This is a genomic window from Shouchella miscanthi (assembly GCF_007725405.1).
Taxonomy (GTDB): Bacteria; Bacillota; Bacilli; order Bacillales; family Bacillaceae_D; genus Shouchella; species Shouchella hunanensis.
Genome location: NZ_CP042163.1, coordinates 1,385,126 through 1,402,397, shown reverse-complemented (window position 1 = coordinate 1,402,397; position 17,272 = coordinate 1,385,126). Strand labels below are relative to the sequence as shown.

The window sequence follows — 17,272 nt, the reverse complement described above, 5'->3', positions numbered from 1 at the left end:
TCTTCTTATATGGAAAATTTATATTTCCTATTCATTTTCCTTTTCTATCGGTAATGAAAGGACTACTTTTGTTCCTTTTCCAGGTTTACTTTTAAATGTTACCATCCCGTTCATCATTTCCACTATACGAATGGATACCATTGTTCCGATTCCATTGCCTGACTCCTTTGTTGTGAAATACGCTGTGCCTAACTGCTTTAATTGCTGTCTACTCATTCCTACACCGTTATCATTGATTTCAATTTGCGCTCGATCTTTTAAACGATCTAATTGTATGGTTACAGTATCCCCTTCATTTGACGCTTCAATGCCATTCTTCACAAAATTCATCAGCGCTTGCTTTACCTTGTTTTCGTTCCCGTTTACGATGGCTTGCTCACATGTGCCGATTGTCAGTTGAATAGACCGCTCTTGTGCATAGGGAGTGAGTAAAGCCACTACCTCACGTGCGGTTTCGTTTAAATGAAAGGTAGCGTTCGTTTGCGGTCTCGTTGTATTTAAAAACTCGTAAATAATGGATTCTGCCCGATCCAGTTCACTTAAAATCAGTTTATGATATTCAGCATGTTGTTTATCTTCTGACAATAATTGCACAAACCCTTTTACCACTGTTAACGGATTTCGTACCTCATGGGCAATTGAAGCCGCCAGCTCCCCTTTTGTAAAATCTTTTTCAGTCGCAACGAGCTCTGCTACAATACGCTCTTTTTCTAATAAAGTCTCAAATAAATAAGTAACAAGCACAACGGTGACGACAAGAAAGACAATATACAACCATCCTGCTATCCACGATTCAGACAGGTGGTTTTCATAGTTAATTAAGTATAAGGTACCAAAGGTTTGAATAGTGGCAGGAAGAATCACTAACAACGATGCATAACGAATTCTTGACCATCTAGGTGGTAACATATAAAAGCGGTTAACACATAAGGCATAAAAAAGAGCAGTTAACACGATCAGTACTACCCCTAGTAAAAATAGATCTCCACCTTGACCTATTCTGCCTACTACCGCAATAGCTGCAACGCCCCAACCAGCTCGTTTACCTCCATATAAAAACGCAAGCAGTATCGGAATATAGCGTAAGTCCCATTGAATGTTTCCAACATTAATGGAAAAAAACAGGCACAATAAAACCGCTCCGCTCATAAATAAAAACATCGTTAATGAACGTTGAATTTTCCAGCTACCTTCAGCCCGAAGGCCATAGATAAGCACGGGGATTACAATGGCAAATACATTAATAATGAGTTTTTCAATAACCATGTCATTTAGCATCCCCCTCATTCACTATGCTTATCATTTCGACACTGTTTGCATCATTCCTTTCTAATTTATAGAATTGCGTCCATATTTTTAGTTCGTTGCAATTCATAATAAAAGCCTTTTTTCTCCATTAACTCTTCATGTGAACCCATTTCCGTTAATTCTCCTGCCTGCAAAACGAGAATTTTATCAGCTGTTTCAATTGTATTTAGCCGATGCGCAATTACAAAACTCGTTCGTCCATGCATCAAACGCTTTAGCGCCTCTTGAATCTTCATCTCTGTTACAGTATCAATACTAGAAGTCGCTTCATCAAGGATTAATAGTTTTGGATCCGCTAATAACGCACGGGCAATTGAGACTAATTGTCTCTGACCTTGACTAATGCCGCCGCCATCTTGCTTTAACGTTGTTTTATACCCTTTTGGCAGTCGCTTAATAAAGCTATGGGCATTTGCCAACTTCGCCGCTTCGTATACCTCTTCATCAGTTGCCGTAAGTCGTCCATAGCGAATGTTTTCAAGAATAGTTCCTTGAAATAAAAAGGAGTCCTGTAGTACAACGCCCATTTGACTTCGCAAGTCGGGTCGATTACGCTTTCGAATGTCGGTTCCATCAATAGTAATTGCACCTTGATTCACATCGTAAAACCTCGTCAGCAAATTAATAATCGTCGTCTTCCCAGCTCCAGTTGGACCAACAAATGCAACGGTTTCACCTGGCTTTACTGTAAATGAGACGTTCTTTAATATTGGAGATTTCCCGTAGGAAAAGCTTACCTGTTCAAACGCCACATGGCCTTGTAAATCACTTTGAAAAGAACCATCTTCCGTTTCTTCTTCTGGCTTTTGATCCATGATTTCAAATACTCGCTCAGCCCCTGCCAATGCAGAAAGTAAAGCATTGAACTGGTTTGCTAAGTCATTCAGTGGTCTTGTAAACTGACGAGCATATTCTACAAAGATAACAATCATTCCAATAGTAACACCAGCAACTTGATTAACCGCCATTACTCCCCCGATAAAAGCAATAACAGCAAAGCTTAAATTATTTAAGACGTTCATGACTTTTGGAATAAAACCAGAATAGGTTTGCGCCCAAAAGCCAGCTACTCTTAAGGCTTCATTTCGCTGAGTAAATCCATCAATGACCGTATCTTCACGAGAAAACGTCTTGACCATTTGCTGACCCGCAATCGTCTCCTCTGAATAACCGTTCAATGTCCCAAGAGTACGTTGTTGCTCTTTAAAAAACACTTGCGTTCGCTTCGTAATCCATTTTAAACCATAGAACATAAGAGGAATAACCGTCATCGTCACAATCGTTAAAATGGGTGATAACCATAACATGACTGCTAAAATACCGATAAATGTAACAACACTCGATAAAATTTGCACGATAGATGAATTTAAGGTTGCCGATATATTTTCAATATCGTTTGTCACTCGACTCATAATGTCGCCATGTTGCCTTTTATCAAAAAAGCGAATCGGCAGTTGTTGTAGATGGTTAAACAAATCTCTCCTAATCTCATAAATCGTAGCTTGCGCGATACGAACCATAATAAAATTTTGAAAAAACGTTGCAATTGATAAACCAATAAAAGAAGCGAATAAAAGAAGTAAGATGGTGCCTAACCCATCAAACGTCATTGGAATGATATAATTATCAATAATAACGCCAATAAGAAAGGGACCTACTAACATAAGTAAGGAACTGATGATAACTAAAGCCATAACAACAAAAATGGCACTCTGACGTTTGCGTAGATATGCAAGAATTCTTCGCGTTGCTTCTTTCCAGTCACGGGCTTTTTGACTTTTACCAACTCTTGCAGCATGTGGGTGAGCTGGCTTTGAAGGCTGATCTTCTTTTTGCTTATGTTGATAATGACGCCAGTCAATTTTTTTATATTGAAACGGCTCTTTTAAGATTGTTTTAATAGACACGCTACTCCTCCTTCCCGTATTGTGACTGATGGATTTTACGATAAAACGATGATTGTTCCATTAACTGCTCATGACTCCCGTAGCCTTCAATCTTACCGAATTCTAGCAATAGAATTTTATCTGCCTTCCTCGCTGTCGAAAGTTTTTGCGTAATAATGAGTGTCGTACATGAGTAATCCTCTAGCGCATGTAAAAACTGTTCTTCTGTTTTTGTATCTAACGCACTTGTACTATCATCCAAAAGTAAGATCTTAGGTTCACGAAGCAATGCACGTGCAATTGAAATGCGTTGCTTTTGTCCCCCTGATAAATTGACTCCTTGTTGTCCAACCACAGTATCGTAGCCTTGTTCTAGTTTCTGAATCGTCTCATGAATTTGCGCTGCCTTAGCTGCTAGAACAATCTGTTCAAGTGAAGCATCTGGGACTCCCCAAGCAATGTTCTCTCGAATTGTTCCCGAAAACAGACGAATAGACTGGGGGACGTAGCCCAGTTGCTTTCTGAGCTCTTGTATATTCCAGTGTTTAATGGACGTTCCATCTATTGTCACTTCACCAGAATCCGCTTCATAAAGTTTCGGAATGAGTTGAAACAAAGAAGTCTTTCCAGATCCGGTTTCACCTAAAACTGCAACGGTCTCCCCTGCATGTACGTGAAACGAAATGTCTTCTAAAACAGGCTCTTTTTGCCCATCATAAGAAAACCATACCGATTGAAACTGAACCTCACCCTTAAATGTAGGAGGTTGCGGGAGCTGCACTTGACCTTTTAGTTCATCATCAGGCTCTAACAAAACTTCCTCAATTCGCAATGCTGATGCTTTTGCTCTTGAAAACACCATAATAATCATTGCGAATACACCTAGAGCAGATGTAATTCTCGTTGCGTAGTTAACGATTGCCACAACATCGCCAACTTGTGCGGTATTATTATCAATTTGAAAGCTACCGAACCATAGCACAAGCAAGATCGATGCATTCATTAAAAGTAAAAGAACTGGCATCGTTAGTTCCATCAATCGAAATGCCTGCACCATACGCTTTCGTAGCGTATCACTTTCTACAAAAAAACGATTGACTTCATGAGCCTTACGTACAAAAACTCGAACAAGTCGAATCCCTGTCAAATTTTCTCGAACGACATGGTTGACCTTGTCGACTTGGTTTTGAACTTGTCCAAAAATATGTACACCTTTTTTCAAAATCCATAGTAAAAAGAAAATAAGGATTGGAATGGTAAGAATTAGAAAGAATGCCAGTCTAGCATTTATTAAAAAAGCCATAAAGGCACCACCTACAACGAGTAAGGGCGCTCTAGCCATAATACGTAACCCCATAAAAATGGTATTTTGAATTTGCGTTATATCGTTTGTTAGCCTCGTCATTAATGAAGAGGTGGCAAACGGTTGCAATTTGTCCAAACTGGACCGCTGAATATTTTTAAACATCGCGTTTCGTAAATCGAACCCTGTGCTTTGCCCTGCATGTCCTGCATAAAATGAGTTCAGTATGCCTGCAACAAACGCAACGAGGGATAAGCCAATCATGACACTTCCCCAAACGATAACGGTTGTTAAATCTTCTTGAAGTATGCCATCATCAATGATTCGGGCCAATAATAAAGGCTGGATTAATTCAACTGTCAGTTCTAACAGCATAAAAATAAACGCAATAATTGCAGCCCACTTGTACGACAGCAAATAAGAAAAAACTGTCCTCAAATCTATCTACCCCTCTATCTTTCTCTTTCAGACTATTATAATCGATATAAACAAAAAAAATCCTAAGAATGCACTTAGAATTTTTTTCATAACGTATTTTTACGGGGACTAATGTCATCATTCTATTCATGTACGTTTACGAAAACATATACTCAACATGTTTATTCACTAACATAATTACACATTCTACTGTCGACTTTACTAGTACTATTAAACGTTTCCATCTATATTTATCACGTTCATTATCCAGTAATCGCAAAAACAAGTATACCAGCTATACACACAAAAAAAGCAGCAGAGATTAATTTAACAAACCGCGCGTTCACGTCCGATCCCCCTCTTCATCATTGCTTCCCTTAGTATACAATGATTTGATCTGTTGTACTATGTAAAACATACAGAAAAAAGTCAAAAATTAGTTAGATATACCCTGTTGATTATACGGTAAACTGTAATGCAATCAGACAGAACCTTCCACATGATGATGAGGTTGTTCTAAGCCACAATCTGTTCCATACGTTTCGGAACACTACACCCGTCATTTCCCAAATAAAAATAGTAGTGATTGACTAATCGCAAAAGAGAACGGCGACTCACTAAACATGAACCAGCCGTCCCATTGATTTAAAAAAACTGTTACTTTGTCCATTCCTCTTTGTCTCTCCATTCAAGGCGCTGACGAATAAATACCGACTTCCTCTTGACCATGCAAAGCCGCTCTAAATGAATAGACTTAAAAATCCACACTTTAGTTTAGCTGAAAACCTTTTTTTGCTGCCTCATTCGCCATTATACTATAGCCTTTGTTATTTGGATGAAAAGCATCGCGAGAAAGAACATAGTGATTTCGTCTTTTAAAAGCCTGATAGACGTCTACAACTTGTACATGTGGAAACCGTGTTAATGATTGTATTCCGCGGTTGAACGACTTGATAGACTGGTCCACAAATGGTACAGAGTCCAGTGGATTATAGCTATTAAACACAATGATTTTGTAAGGAATGGCTTTACCTCGTTTGATTTCCGTTATATACGAAACCAATTGAGTCATCCAATAAATAGCGTTTTTAATTGCATGTTCTACTTTTTCAACGGAAAAAGGTTGTCGACCATATTGCACGGATTGAATTAAATCATTTCCACCACCTGTAATTGTAATGAAATTGGCTTCCGTAATGGATGTCACTGGTTGCTGATAGACGAGACGATGGATTTGACCAGTTGTTAAACCACTCCGAGCTACTGTTAGTGTTTTCACAGGAGCTTGTAAAGCACCACTCGCATAATGTCGGTAGATTGAAACAAACCCATCAGGCTTGCCTGAAGCGCCTACACCCGTAGTTAGTGAATCGCCGATCGCTAAGTAGTTAACTCCTCTACGTTCCAAACTAAACCCTCCCTTCTATCCACTCTATTCAGTTGCCAAAAAAAGAGGAACGGCATACGTTCCTCTTTCAACTAACTATAATGGAATAATGGGGGAGAGCGTCCCTTCATATGAAAGTGATAACGAATGAAGTGCTCTTGTACAACCTACATAAAGCAACTTTTGATGAACAGGATTGTTTGGATAATGATGGTTTGATACATTTGTTAGCATAACAGCGTCAAACTCAAACCCTTTTGACAGGTAAATTGGTAGTATGGAGATTCCGCCTTTGTACGTTGTATCCCCTGCACGAATTAGCGTCGCTGAAATAGCGGCTTCTTTTAATTCCAAAGCAAGCGTTTCCGCTTCTTTCTTTGTCCTAGTTAGAAAGGCTATGGTTTCATACGCTTTTACATCACTTAGCCACTGAAGCATGGAAGACAGTGAATAAGAGATCACTTTCACAGGCTCACCACTTCGAAAAACAGGCTTTGCTAAAGGCGGATGGTTTTCGACCTGTTCAAGAATACCATTACTATATTCAATAATCTCCATCGTTGAGCGATAACTCTTTTCCATTTGCACGTAAGTACAGTTCTGACCAAGAACCTTTATAAACGAGTCCCACGTAACAATGCCTTCTTCACCGTGTATGCCTTGAGCAAGATCTCCTAGAATCGTCAAGCCTCCTTTTCTCGTATAGTCATTTAATAAGGAAATGATAAAGGGCGATAAATCCTGTGCCTCATCAATCACTAAGTGATCAAAGCGAGCTTCCTTATCTATACCAATTAATTGTTGGTGTATGTAGACCATTGGAGCCAGATCTTCAATAAACAATTTACCACTGCGCAGTGACTGAGAGATTGGGTGGTTTTGTTGCTGTAAAAAATTCAGATACAGCTTTAATTCATCTGGTTTTTTCCAGCTGTTCATATAACTTCTTACTGCCTTCAACCCTTCTGTTTTATACGCTTTGCGTTCTTTCTCATCCTCAAACATCCTTACCTCTATTTCAACCCAGCGCTTTAACCTTGCTTGCAGTCGTTCTCTTTGCTTTAAAGGAGCAGAATGAGCGAAATCCTGGGTTATCCATTCCTGTATCTTCTCCTTCTGAACAAGGCCACTCGCCCAAGGTATAAAATCTTTGATTGGTAGACGATTGGCTACTTCTTCCTCCACGTATTTCTTAAGTTGATCTCGAAAAGCGAGAGACCCTTTCTCTTTAATAACGACTTGATTTTCTGGTTCAACCTGTAGCTCAAAACGAGTGAAGATCCGGTCTTCTGTTGACTCCACTTCATAGGAATCATCTAATTTTTGCAAAGCCCAATCAACATAAGTAGACTGCTGAATATCGCCTACTCCTAGCTCTGGAAGCACTTGGGCAATATAATCAAGGAACATTGCATTTGGAGCAAAGATCATCATTCGTTCTGCTTTTAAACGCTCTCTGTATTCATAAAGAAGAAAGGCCAACCTGTGAAGAGCAACCGTTGTTTTTCCACTACCTGCTGCCCCTTGAATAAGCAATGGCTTCTTTACATCAGAGCGAATAATTGAGTTCTGCTCTGCTTGAATGGTCGATACAATGTCTTTTAATTTGTTGTCTTTTTGTTCACCTAACTTATAGAGAAGGAATTCATCCCCACCGCTACTTTCTTGGCCCTCTACGTAACTATCCACAACTCGCTTTAATTCACGCCCTCGAATAACTACATTTCGTTTTAATTGGATTTCGCCTTCCACGATACCATCTGGCGATTCGTAATAGACATCCTCTTCACTGCCGTTAAAACTATAAAATAAAGAAGCAACCGGTGCTCGCCAATCAATCACTAAAGGGTGATCCTCTTCATCATCATGTACACCAACTTTACCAATGTATAGGGCTTTCTTGTCCTCATTTTCAAAATCAAGAAAATCTAAGCGAGCAAAATATGGTTCTTCATTTGCAATTCGGAGAGATTGTCGCTTCGCTTCCCGTCGATCTTCTAACACTTGTTGAGTAAAGTCATCTCCTCGGTAAATCGGAATTTGCTGAACATGTGTAAACATTCGATCAATCTTTTTTAATGACGCTTTTAACACAGCCGTTTCGTAATCATGCTGGTTCATATTATATTCACCCTCTCTCAAGTCTCTTTTCTTATTTTGCATAATTTTTTAAAAAAAATATAGACTTTTTCTTTTCAGTTTGATAAGCTTTATATAGTTCAATTACCTAAAATATTTATACCAGTATTTGGTATTTTTTCATAAAAGACTTACGCTTTTTTCTTTTTTTTCGCGTAAGTCTTTTACTATATTAAAGGAGTGAAGTCACGTTGCCATCATTATTATTTATCGGTGCTGGAAGAATGGCTGAAGCTGTATTTAAAGGCGTTCTAGCTAAACCAAATCCAGCATTCTCACCCGTATACGTAAGTAATCAAACAAACAAAGCTCATTTAGATAAGCTCACACAGGTTTATCCAATTGAAGCGATTTCAGATTGGTCTGAAAAGGTTACTGAAGCGGATGTCATTCTGATTGCCGCTCCACCTTCTGCACACCCATCTATTTTGAAAACGTTACGTCCTCTCGTTAGGAACCAACTCGTGTTAACTGTAGCTGCGGGTATCGGACCTTCTGACCTTGAAGCACAATTACCGGCTGGGGTAGCAACTGCATGGATCATGCCGAATACGGCAGCGCAAGCAGGAGCTTCGATAAGCCTTTATACATACGGTTCACATGTAACGGATACACAAAAAAGTTATGTCGAATCATTAGTAGCTTCTATCGGGACAGGTGCCCAACTAAGCGAATCACTTATTCACGAATTAACTGCCGTTACTGGAAGCGCACCTGCTTTCGTTTATGAATTTGTCATTCAGCTTGAATCAATTGCACAATCTTTTGGCATTGACCAATCTCAAGCTCGGAATCTCGTTGTTCAGATGCTGGCAGGAAGTGCAGATATGCTTAAAGCAGGTTTTACACCAACAGAATTACGTGATCAAGTCACAACACCAGGTGGTGCTACTGAAGCTGGTTTGAAATCGTTACAGGCAGATGATTTTAGTGGTTCCATTGCTCGTGGTGTTCAAGCAGTAACCGATCATGCCAAAGCAAAAAGCAACTAGTATATAAGAAAAGGCTGTAGACAATGTCTACAGCCTTTTCTTTAAAATACACGTTTCTCACCAAAGTGAATGTTACTCCTCTTCAAATAAACGTAAATAAGTATTAATACGGTTATTTCGGCAAAAGGAATGGCAAGCCAAATCGCATGAACGCCTAAAAGGAACGGTACTATTAATAAAAACAGCAACATTAGAATGATCTGTCTCCCAGCGGTAATCCATGTTGCAATCGCTACCTCTCCAATTGACTGGAAATACGTCATCAGTACAAAGTTTACCCCCATAACTAAATACGCTATAAAGAATAATCGTATGCCTCTTACCGCTAACTCTTTTACTTCCTCAGGGAAATCTCCAAAGATATTCACAATTGGGACTGCTGCGAACTGGCCAATTAAGAAGCAAATGAGTCCGGCAACAAAACCTGTTCGAATAGCTAGTTTCATAAGCTGTCTTTTTTTCTCATGTTCTGCTGCACCATGAAAATAACTAACAATAGGCTGAACCGCTGCTCCCATTCCTAAGAACATGAGCAACATAACTGCATGCACATAATTGACAACGGAAAAAGCGGCAACGCCCACTGTACCCGCAAGACGTGCAAACATAATGTTATGAGAGACTGTAAAAACAGATATGCCTACTTCTGCTAAGAAACTTGGAAACCCGAATCGTAAAGCTTGCTTTGATAATAATAAATCAAATTTCACCTTTACGAACTTTAAATTACTTCTTTTCGTAAAGAAATGTGAAGATAGAACGAGTAAGCCTAAGAACGCAGCAATGATCGTTCCGAATGCGATTTCACGCACCCCTAAATCGAGTACATACAGAATAACGTAGTTAATGCCCACATTTGAAAAAGCCGTTGTGACGAGCGCTGCCATAGCAAGCGTTGGGTTGCCATCATTACGGACAAAAATACTTGATGCATTTTCCAAGGTGAAAATAAAACCGAAAACTAAGAAAACATTCATATACGCAGCAGCAAATGGAGCTGTTTCCTCATTTGCACCTAGTGCGTAGACAAGTGGCTCGTGAAAGAGTAAAGCCAAAGCGCCTATTACAATGGTCCCCAACCCAATTAGTAAAATGGAATGGGTGAAGATGACTTGCGCACGTCCCTTTTCTTTTCTACCCATTGCTTGTGAATATAGAGTCGCTCCACCAATCCCTAGCCATAACGATAAGCCCACAAAAATGGTATAGACTGGACCAGCAATGTTTACACCAGCTAACGCAACAGGACCAAGTCGATTGCCAACCATAATACCGTCAACTGCTAGATTAATGGCCATTAATAGCATGCCAACCAATGATGGAATTAAATACCGCATAAAGAGCTTACTAATCTTTTCAGTTTCCAACGGATTTGCAGTATCTTCTCTTCCCAAATTTCCACCTTCTCTTTAACTCAAACGAAATCAAATCGTATGTATTATAGCAAATTTTCGTAGTACTGCGTCAATCTTTTTCTGTTTGCCTCATTCATTTACCAATCGTCTACTCAATAGAACCTCATCTTGTCATTTATTCTACGCATTCACCTTACCAAATTAACCTTTCTTTCTTTTAAGCAGAGTTCATAAACAGCCGGATTCCCCATCGCTTCCCATTCGCTGAAACCAAATTCAGGCTGATAATAGCGGATAAGTAACGCTAGAAGATTTCCGTGGCTTACGATAATGGTTGGTTCAGTTAAGCTGTTTACGACAGACAGAATACGCGCTTGAGCTTCATGGGACGATTCACCACCTTCGAGAGAATAGGAATCGTCAGCAAAACTTCTCTGTAAATGCACAAGCCAATTGGTAAGTGAGACCGGACTTAAACAACGCTCCATTAGCCTTTCCTCTTGCTCAATTGGTAATCCTAACAATTCCGCTGTCGGTTCAATCGTTGAAATTGCCCTTTTGTAAGGGCTTGAAAAAATCATGTTAATCGCCTTCTCTTGAAAAAACAAAGCTAAATCCTTCGCATCTTGTTTCCCTTTACTCGTTAATCTGGCAGACGGTTCTTGCCCTGTTGCTTCAGCATGCCTTACGAAATAAAGAATTCCACTCATGTAGAACAGCTCCTTTTAGTGTGTATGAATAAATTGAAAAAACGAACATGGAAATGTTTCATGTTCGCTTCTCAGTATACCTTTATTACCCTTGGTCTTTCATTTTTGGATCAAGGGCATCTCTTAATCCATCTCCTAACATATTAAATCCTAATACTACCAGCATGATAGACAAACCTGGGAATAGTACCGTCCAGTAAGCATTTTGAATGTAACCTCTAGAATCAGCTAACATTCTTCCCCATTCTGGTGTGGGTGGACTAGCTCCCATTCCAAGAAATCCAAGTGCGGCTGCTTCTATGATCGCAATCCCAAATCCTAAAGTTGCTTGCACGATAATTGGCGCTAAACTATTGGGTAAAATGTGATGAAACATAATTCGTCCATTTTTCATACCTTGCGCTTTTGCGGCTAAGACAAACTCTTCTGCTCGTAAACTGATCACTTTTGAACGAACAATTCGACCAAATATCGGCACATTAATAATAGCGATGGCCAACATCGCATTTTGTAGAGATGGTCCTAAAATCGCTACAATGGCAATGGCTAATAAAATACTTGGGAATGCGAGCATAATATCAAAAATTCTAGAAATAAGCATATCGACCCAACGTCCGTAGAACCCTGCTACTAATCCAAGTGTGGTTCCAATGACAAGCGCACCACTAATTGAAAAGAGGCCGATTAAAAGAGAAATTCGTGCACCGTGTGCAACACGAGTAAAAACATCTCGTCCTAAATCATCTGTCCCCATCCAATGTTCTGATGAAGGAGGCATTAAACGAATGGAAGGATCCGTTTTGTCGATCGTATACGACGTTAATAACGGGGCGAAAATAGCAAGCAAAATAAAGAACGTTAAAATAACAGCACCGACAAGTGCTAATTTATTCTTGAATAAATGGTAGAACGTATCTCCCCATATCGACCTTGTTTTTTCTTCTTTCGACGGAGGACGCTGATGAGGTTGAGTGGCTATTGGTCTTGATTCCATCTCTTAATCCCCCTTAATATTTAATTCTCGGGTCGATAGATGCATAAAGAAGATCGACAATGAGATTAATAAACACAAAAATGGTAGCAACAATTAAAATGCCTGACTGAATAACTGGGTAATCTCGATACGAAATACCCTCATAAATATACCGACCAACCCCAGGCCAACTGAAAATCGTTTCCGTTAGGATGGCTCCACCGAGTAATGCGCCGGCTTGTAAACCTACAACCGTTAATACTGGGATAAATGCATTTTTTAGTGCATGTTTATAAACGACAATACCTTGACTAGAGCCTTTTGCTTGAACCGTACGAATATAGTCAGACCGCAATACTTCTAGCATGCTTGACCGTGTCATCCTAGCAATAATCGCCATTGGGATCGTCCCAAGAGCAATGACAGGTAAAACAAGATGGCGTATAGCCGTTATGGTTTGATCAAAATTTCCTCTTAATAACGTGTCAATAATATAAAAATGAGTAATTGGTTCAATCGGTGCTCGTGGATCGCTTCTTCCAACAGTCGGAAGCCAACCTAGCTCCTGTGCAAAGATCCATTGCTCCATCAATGCCAACCAGAAAACCGGCATTGATACCCCTACAAGAGCGATAAGCATACATGCATAATCAAAAAATGAATTTTGTTTCCACGCACTGACAATACCTGCGTTTACGCCAATAATGATGGCAAATAACATGGCAAAAAACGTTAGCTCCATCGTTGCAGCTAAATACGGCCAGATCTCGGTAATGATTTCATTATTTGTTCGCATGGAAACCCCAAGATCGCCTGTTAGTAAATCTCCTATGTAACTACCATATTGAACCCAAAATGGGTTGTTTAAGCCTAGCTGCTCTTCTAATTCTGCAATTGCTTGAGGAGAAGCTTGTTCGCCTAAGATTGTTTGTGCTGGGTTTCCAGGAATGAGCCAAATAATCGAAAACGTGACAACCGTCATCCCAATTAAAACAGGAATTAGTAAAGCGATTCTTCGTAACATATAAGAAAACACAGTTTCACCTCTATTCTTTGGATAAAGAAGGCAGCAGCATTCATGCTACCGCCTTTCATCGATGTTATTGATTTGTAAGTGAAACGTGCTTCAAGCTTTCACTCGTTGATGGGTGAGGAACATAACCAGAAATGATATCCGAACCTGCTAACACGGGAATCGAATGAACAAGTGGAACCATAGGCGCATCTTCATGAATGAGCACTTGTGCTTCTTCGTAGAAGTTCGCTCGCTCATCTGGATCGACCGTTCGTTTTGCCTGATCCAATAGTGCATCTACTTCCTCATTGCTATAGAACGTTTGGTTACTTCCTGGAATACCATCAGTATGAAGAATGGTTCCTAGGAAATAATCAGCATCGCCATTGACACCGGACCATCCAAGCATAAATACATCATGATAGCCGAGTTCAATTTCCTCTAAATAAACAGCCCATTCTTTTTCTACAATGTTAGCGGTAATATTCAATTCACTTAATTCTGCTTGAATTAATTCAGCTGCGCGCATTGGATTTGGCATATAAGGTCGAGCAACAGGCATCGTCCATAAATCAAATTCAAATCCATCTTCAAGTCCTGCTTCTGCTAAGAGTTCTTTCGCTAAATCTAGATCATATTCGTAATCTTCGATGTCATCATTATGTCCTAAGTAATCTTCCGGGATTGCATTTTTAGCTGGGGTAGCTTGTCCACCGTATACAGCTGCAATGACACCTTCTTTATCGATTGCATGGTTAAATGCTTTTCGAACGAGTGGGTCATCAAATGGCTCTACTTCGGTATTAAAACCAAGGTACCCAATATTATTTGGTACACGCTCAAAGATTTCGAACCCATCTGCGCCTTCAACTTGGGCGATATCATCTGGTGACAATCCATCCATTAAATCAATATCACCTGACATGAGAGAAGAGAGTCGCGCTGAATTGTCGCCGATAACAGAAAACGTAACACCATCTAAGTACGGAAGTCCTTCTTCCCAATAATCTTCATTTTTCTTTAATACAATGCTTGAATCTCGTTGCCAGCTTTCGAACTTAAACGGACCCGTTCCAACTGGATTCTCGTCAATATCTGTCCCATATTCCTCTAAAGCCGCTGGAGAGATAATACCAAAATAACTTGCCGCAACATTTTGTAAAAACGCACCTAACGGCTCATTTAAAACAAATTCAACTTCATAATCACTAACAACGTTAATTTCTTCAATGACATCTTCTTCGCCTACACCAAATAGTGTTCCATATACACTGTACGTATAGCCTTCATCTCGAAATGCAAATTCGTGATCTGGATCTGCCCAACGTTCAAAATTGACTTTAACAGCCTCCGCGTTAAACGGTGTACCATCATGGAACGTTACACCTTCTCTTAATGTAAAGACATAGCTTAATCCATCTTCACTAGGCTCCCAGTTTGTCGCCAACCCTTCTTTTAGTTCAAATGAATCTTGTTCAAACTCAATTAATGTTTCATAGATTTGTTTTGTTACACGTGATGATTCTCCATCAGTTACGGCACCAGGATCCAATCCTTGTGAGTCTCCGCCTCTAGCGAAAATCAATACCCCGCCATCTGTTTGCTCTGTACCATTTCCATTGTCATTTGTATCTGTGTTTCCATCACTTGCTGTATCTTCATCGCCTCCACAAGCTGCCAATAATAAAAGAGACAAGCATGATACTGAAATTAAATTCATTTTTACTTTTTTCATTGAATAATCCCCTTTTCATCATTTTGATTGAATAAATGGCACGCAACGCGATGGTTTGGTTCCACTTCCTGCCAGACTGGTACTGCTGTTTTACAAATATCCATTACATTCGGACATCTTGTATGAAACGTACAGCCATTCGGCGGATTTGACGGACTCGGTACATCTCCTTTTAAAATCGTTCGCTCTGATTTCAAATCAGGATCAGGTATTGGAACAGAAGACAATAGTGCTTTTGTATATGGGTGCTTCGGTTCTTCATATAGAGCGTCACTTGAAGCGAGTTCTACCATCTTGCCTAAATACATGACTCCAACACGATCACTTATGTGTTTCACAACACTTAAATCATGGGCGATAAACACGTAGGTTAACTTAAATTCGTCCTTCAATGACTCCATTAGGTTAAGAATTTGCGATTGTACAGAAACATCTAAAGCAGACACTGGTTCATCACAAATAATTAGTTTCGGATGAACCGCTAACGCCCGAGCAATTCCGATTCGCTGTCTTTGGCCACCACTGAACTGATGAGGGTACCGATTGGCATGCTCTTTTCGCAAACCTACTTTTTCAAGCAATTCTTCTACGCGTTTTTTTCGTTCTTGTTTATCGCCTATTCCATGGATAAGCATTGGCTCACCAATTATTTTCCCTACTTTATGACGAGGGTTTAATGAGGCATAAGGATCCTGAAAAATAATCTGCATATCTCTTCTGATTTTTCTAACTTTTTCATCAGGAAGCGCCAATATATTTTCTCCATTAAAATGAACCTCTCCGGATGTTGGCTCAATTAACCGCAAGATCGATTTTCCAGTTGTTGATTTCCCACAACCAGATTCGCCAACAATCCCGACGATTTCCCCTTCTTCTACGGAGAAGGATACGCCATCAACCGCTTTCACTTCTCCTACTTTCTTAGATAAAGCGCCACCTTTAATATCAAAGTACGTCTTCAAGTTTTTAATTTCTAGTAAGGGCTTAGCCGACACTTTCTTGTTCCTCCTTGTATAGCAGACAGCGACAAGCACGACCTTCTTCTAAATCGAGTAAAGCTGGATCTTCGAAGAAACATGCATCAAAAGCAAATTCACAACGATCTGCAAAACGACAGCCGTTTTCAATAGATCCTGGCTGTGGCACTGTGCCTGGAATCGAATAAAGCGTCTGTTGCTTTTCAGCCATATTTGGCAATGAACGAATCAACCCTTGAGTATAGGGATGTTTTGGATCTTTTAAAATCATTCGGGTCGATCCTTCTTCAACAACTTGACCTGCATACATCACGACAACACGATTACATATGTCGGCTACTACGCCTAAATCATGTGTAATAAATAAAATAGCTGTTCCTTTTTCTTGATTCAATTCCCTCATCAAATCTAGAATTTGTGCTTGAATGGTTACATCGAGAGCCGTTGTCGGTTCGTCTGCAATTAATACTTCAGGGTCACACGACATCGCCATCGCAATCATAATCCGCTGACGCATTCCGCCAGATAATTGATGCGGATAACTTTCAACAATTTCTCTTGCACGAGGAATACCGACCATCTCGACTAACTGGATGGCCTTTTCTAGCGCCTCTTTCTTTGATAGGTTATTGTGATTACGAATGGCTTCAACAAGTTGATTTCCAATAGTGAACAGAGGATTTAAAGAAGTCATCGGCTCCTGAAAAATCATGGAGATTTCTTTTCCTCTTATTTTCTTCATTCTCTTGTTCGAAACAGTAACGAGGTTCTCCCCATTAAAGAGAATTTCACCTCTACTAATTTTCCCAGGCGGGCTTGGAATAAGTCGCATGATGGATAAGGACGTTACGCTTTTCCCACAACCCGATTCACCTACAATTCCGACAACTTCACCTTTATGTAGTTGAATACTAACGCCATCAACAGCTGGCACAGATTTTCTACCAGATTGAAAAGTCGTTTGTAAATCTTTCAATTGAAGCACAATGTTATCCATTAGACCCCCCCTTACGGCACTACTAAAGATACGTATAACAATACATAAGATTGATTCATATAACAATGTTTTTTAAGT

The 17,272-nt window shown here is 39.8% G+C and carries 13 protein-coding genes; 1 reads left to right on the top strand and 12 read right to left on the bottom strand.

Going from position 1 to position 17,272, the window contains the following annotated elements:
* Window positions 1-27: 27 nt before the first annotated feature.
* From FPV17_RS06920 to FPV17_RS06900, 5 genes are all read right to left on the bottom strand, one after another.
* Window positions 28-1,266: an ATP-binding protein gene (locus FPV17_RS06920; protein ID WP_186370749.1), complete on the bottom strand. Its 1,239-nt coding sequence runs from the start codon at window positions 1,264-1,266 to the stop codon at window positions 28-30.
* Window positions 1,267-1,334: 68 nt separating this feature from the next.
* On the bottom strand, window positions 1,335-3,209 hold the full coding sequence (locus FPV17_RS06915) for an ABC transporter ATP-binding protein (RefSeq protein WP_437183324.1): 1,875 nt from the start codon (window positions 3,207-3,209) through the stop codon (window positions 1,335-1,337).
* 7 nt (window positions 3,210-3,216) lie between these two features.
* Window positions 3,217-4,935 carry an ABC transporter ATP-binding protein gene (locus FPV17_RS06910; RefSeq protein WP_144558596.1) on the bottom strand — a complete coding sequence of 573 codons (1,719 nt, stop codon included), beginning with the start codon at window positions 4,933-4,935 and terminating at the stop codon, window positions 3,217-3,219.
* A 748-nt stretch (window positions 4,936-5,683) separates the two neighbouring features.
* Entirely contained in the window at window positions 5,684-6,322 is a 639-nt protein-coding gene (locus tag FPV17_RS06905) for a GDSL-type esterase/lipase family protein (protein WP_144558595.1), read from the bottom strand.
* 75 nt (window positions 6,323-6,397) lie between these two features.
* A complete protein-coding gene (locus tag FPV17_RS06900) occupies window positions 6,398-8,422 on the bottom strand; it encodes a HelD family protein (RefSeq protein ID WP_186370748.1) in 2,025 nt (674 codons plus the stop codon).
* Window positions 8,423-8,631: 209 nt separating this feature from the next.
* On the opposite strand from FPV17_RS06900, the gene proC reads away from it, so the two are divergent.
* Window positions 8,632-9,432, top strand: a complete 801-nt coding sequence (gene proC / locus FPV17_RS06895; protein WP_144558593.1) for a pyrroline-5-carboxylate reductase — start codon at window positions 8,632-8,634, stop codon at window positions 9,430-9,432.
* 41 nt (window positions 9,433-9,473) lie between these two features.
* On the opposite strand, the gene FPV17_RS06890 is transcribed toward proC, so the two are convergent.
* From FPV17_RS06890 to FPV17_RS06860, 7 genes are all read right to left on the bottom strand, one after another.
* Window positions 9,474-10,769, bottom strand: a complete 1,296-nt coding sequence (locus FPV17_RS06890) for an MATE family efflux transporter (protein WP_060705271.1) — start codon at window positions 10,767-10,769, stop codon at window positions 9,474-9,476.
* Window positions 10,770-10,975: 206 nt separating this feature from the next.
* The gene (locus tag FPV17_RS06885) at window positions 10,976-11,497 is read right to left on the bottom strand and encodes a histidine phosphatase family protein (RefSeq protein WP_144558592.1); all 522 of its coding nucleotides are present in this window, start codon (window positions 11,495-11,497) and stop codon (window positions 10,976-10,978) included.
* Window positions 11,498-11,582: 85 nt separating this feature from the next.
* Complete coding sequence (locus FPV17_RS06880) at window positions 11,583-12,491, bottom strand: ABC transporter permease (RefSeq protein WP_144558591.1); 909 nt, start codon at window positions 12,489-12,491, stop codon at window positions 11,583-11,585.
* Between the two features lie 13 nt (window positions 12,492-12,504).
* Window positions 12,505-13,494 (bottom strand): ABC transporter permease, encoded by a 990-nt coding sequence (locus tag FPV17_RS06875; RefSeq protein ID WP_412766074.1) that lies wholly within the window; start codon window positions 13,492-13,494, stop codon window positions 12,505-12,507.
* A 76-nt stretch (window positions 13,495-13,570) separates the two neighbouring features.
* The gene (locus tag FPV17_RS06870; RefSeq protein WP_144558590.1) at window positions 13,571-15,220 is read right to left on the bottom strand and encodes an ABC transporter substrate-binding protein; all 1,650 of its coding nucleotides are present in this window, start codon (window positions 15,218-15,220) and stop codon (window positions 13,571-13,573) included.
* Window positions 15,217-16,215, bottom strand: a complete 999-nt coding sequence (locus FPV17_RS06865; protein ID WP_144558589.1) for an ABC transporter ATP-binding protein — start codon at window positions 16,213-16,215, stop codon at window positions 15,217-15,219. The genes FPV17_RS06870 and FPV17_RS06865 overlap by 4 nt, the downstream gene beginning before the upstream one ends.
* On the bottom strand, window positions 16,205-17,194 hold the full coding sequence (locus tag FPV17_RS06860; RefSeq protein ID WP_144558588.1) for an ABC transporter ATP-binding protein: 990 nt from the start codon (window positions 17,192-17,194) through the stop codon (window positions 16,205-16,207). Before FPV17_RS06860 ends, FPV17_RS06865 begins: the two co-directional genes overlap by 11 nt.
* Window positions 17,195-17,272 lie beyond the last annotated feature (78 nt).

Coding starts and splice junctions, on each gene's coding strand:
- FPV17_RS06860 (WP_144558588.1), bottom strand. CDS start 17,194: ATGGATAACATTGTGCTTCAATTGAAAGATTTACAAACGACTTTTCAA.
- FPV17_RS06920 (WP_186370749.1), bottom strand. CDS start 1,266: ATGGTTATTGAAAAACTCATTATTAATGTATTTGCCATTGTAATCCCC.
- FPV17_RS06870 (WP_144558590.1), bottom strand. CDS start 15,220: ATGAAAAAAGTAAAAATGAATTTAATTTCAGTATCATGCTTGTCTCTT.
- FPV17_RS06880 (WP_144558591.1), bottom strand. CDS start 12,491: ATGGAATCAAGACCAATAGCCACTCAACCTCATCAGCGTCCTCCGTCG.
- FPV17_RS06890 (WP_060705271.1), bottom strand. CDS start 10,769: ATGCGGTATTTAATTCCATCATTGGTTGGCATGCTATTAATGGCCATT.
- FPV17_RS06875 (WP_412766074.1), bottom strand. CDS start 13,494: ATGTTACGAAGAATCGCTTTACTAATTCCTGTTTTAATTGGGATGACG.
- FPV17_RS06900 (WP_186370748.1), bottom strand. CDS start 8,422: ATGAACCAGCATGATTACGAAACGGCTGTGTTAAAAGCGTCATTAAAA.
- FPV17_RS06885 (WP_144558592.1), bottom strand. CDS start 11,497: ATGAGTGGAATTCTTTATTTCGTAAGGCATGCTGAAGCAACAGGGCAA.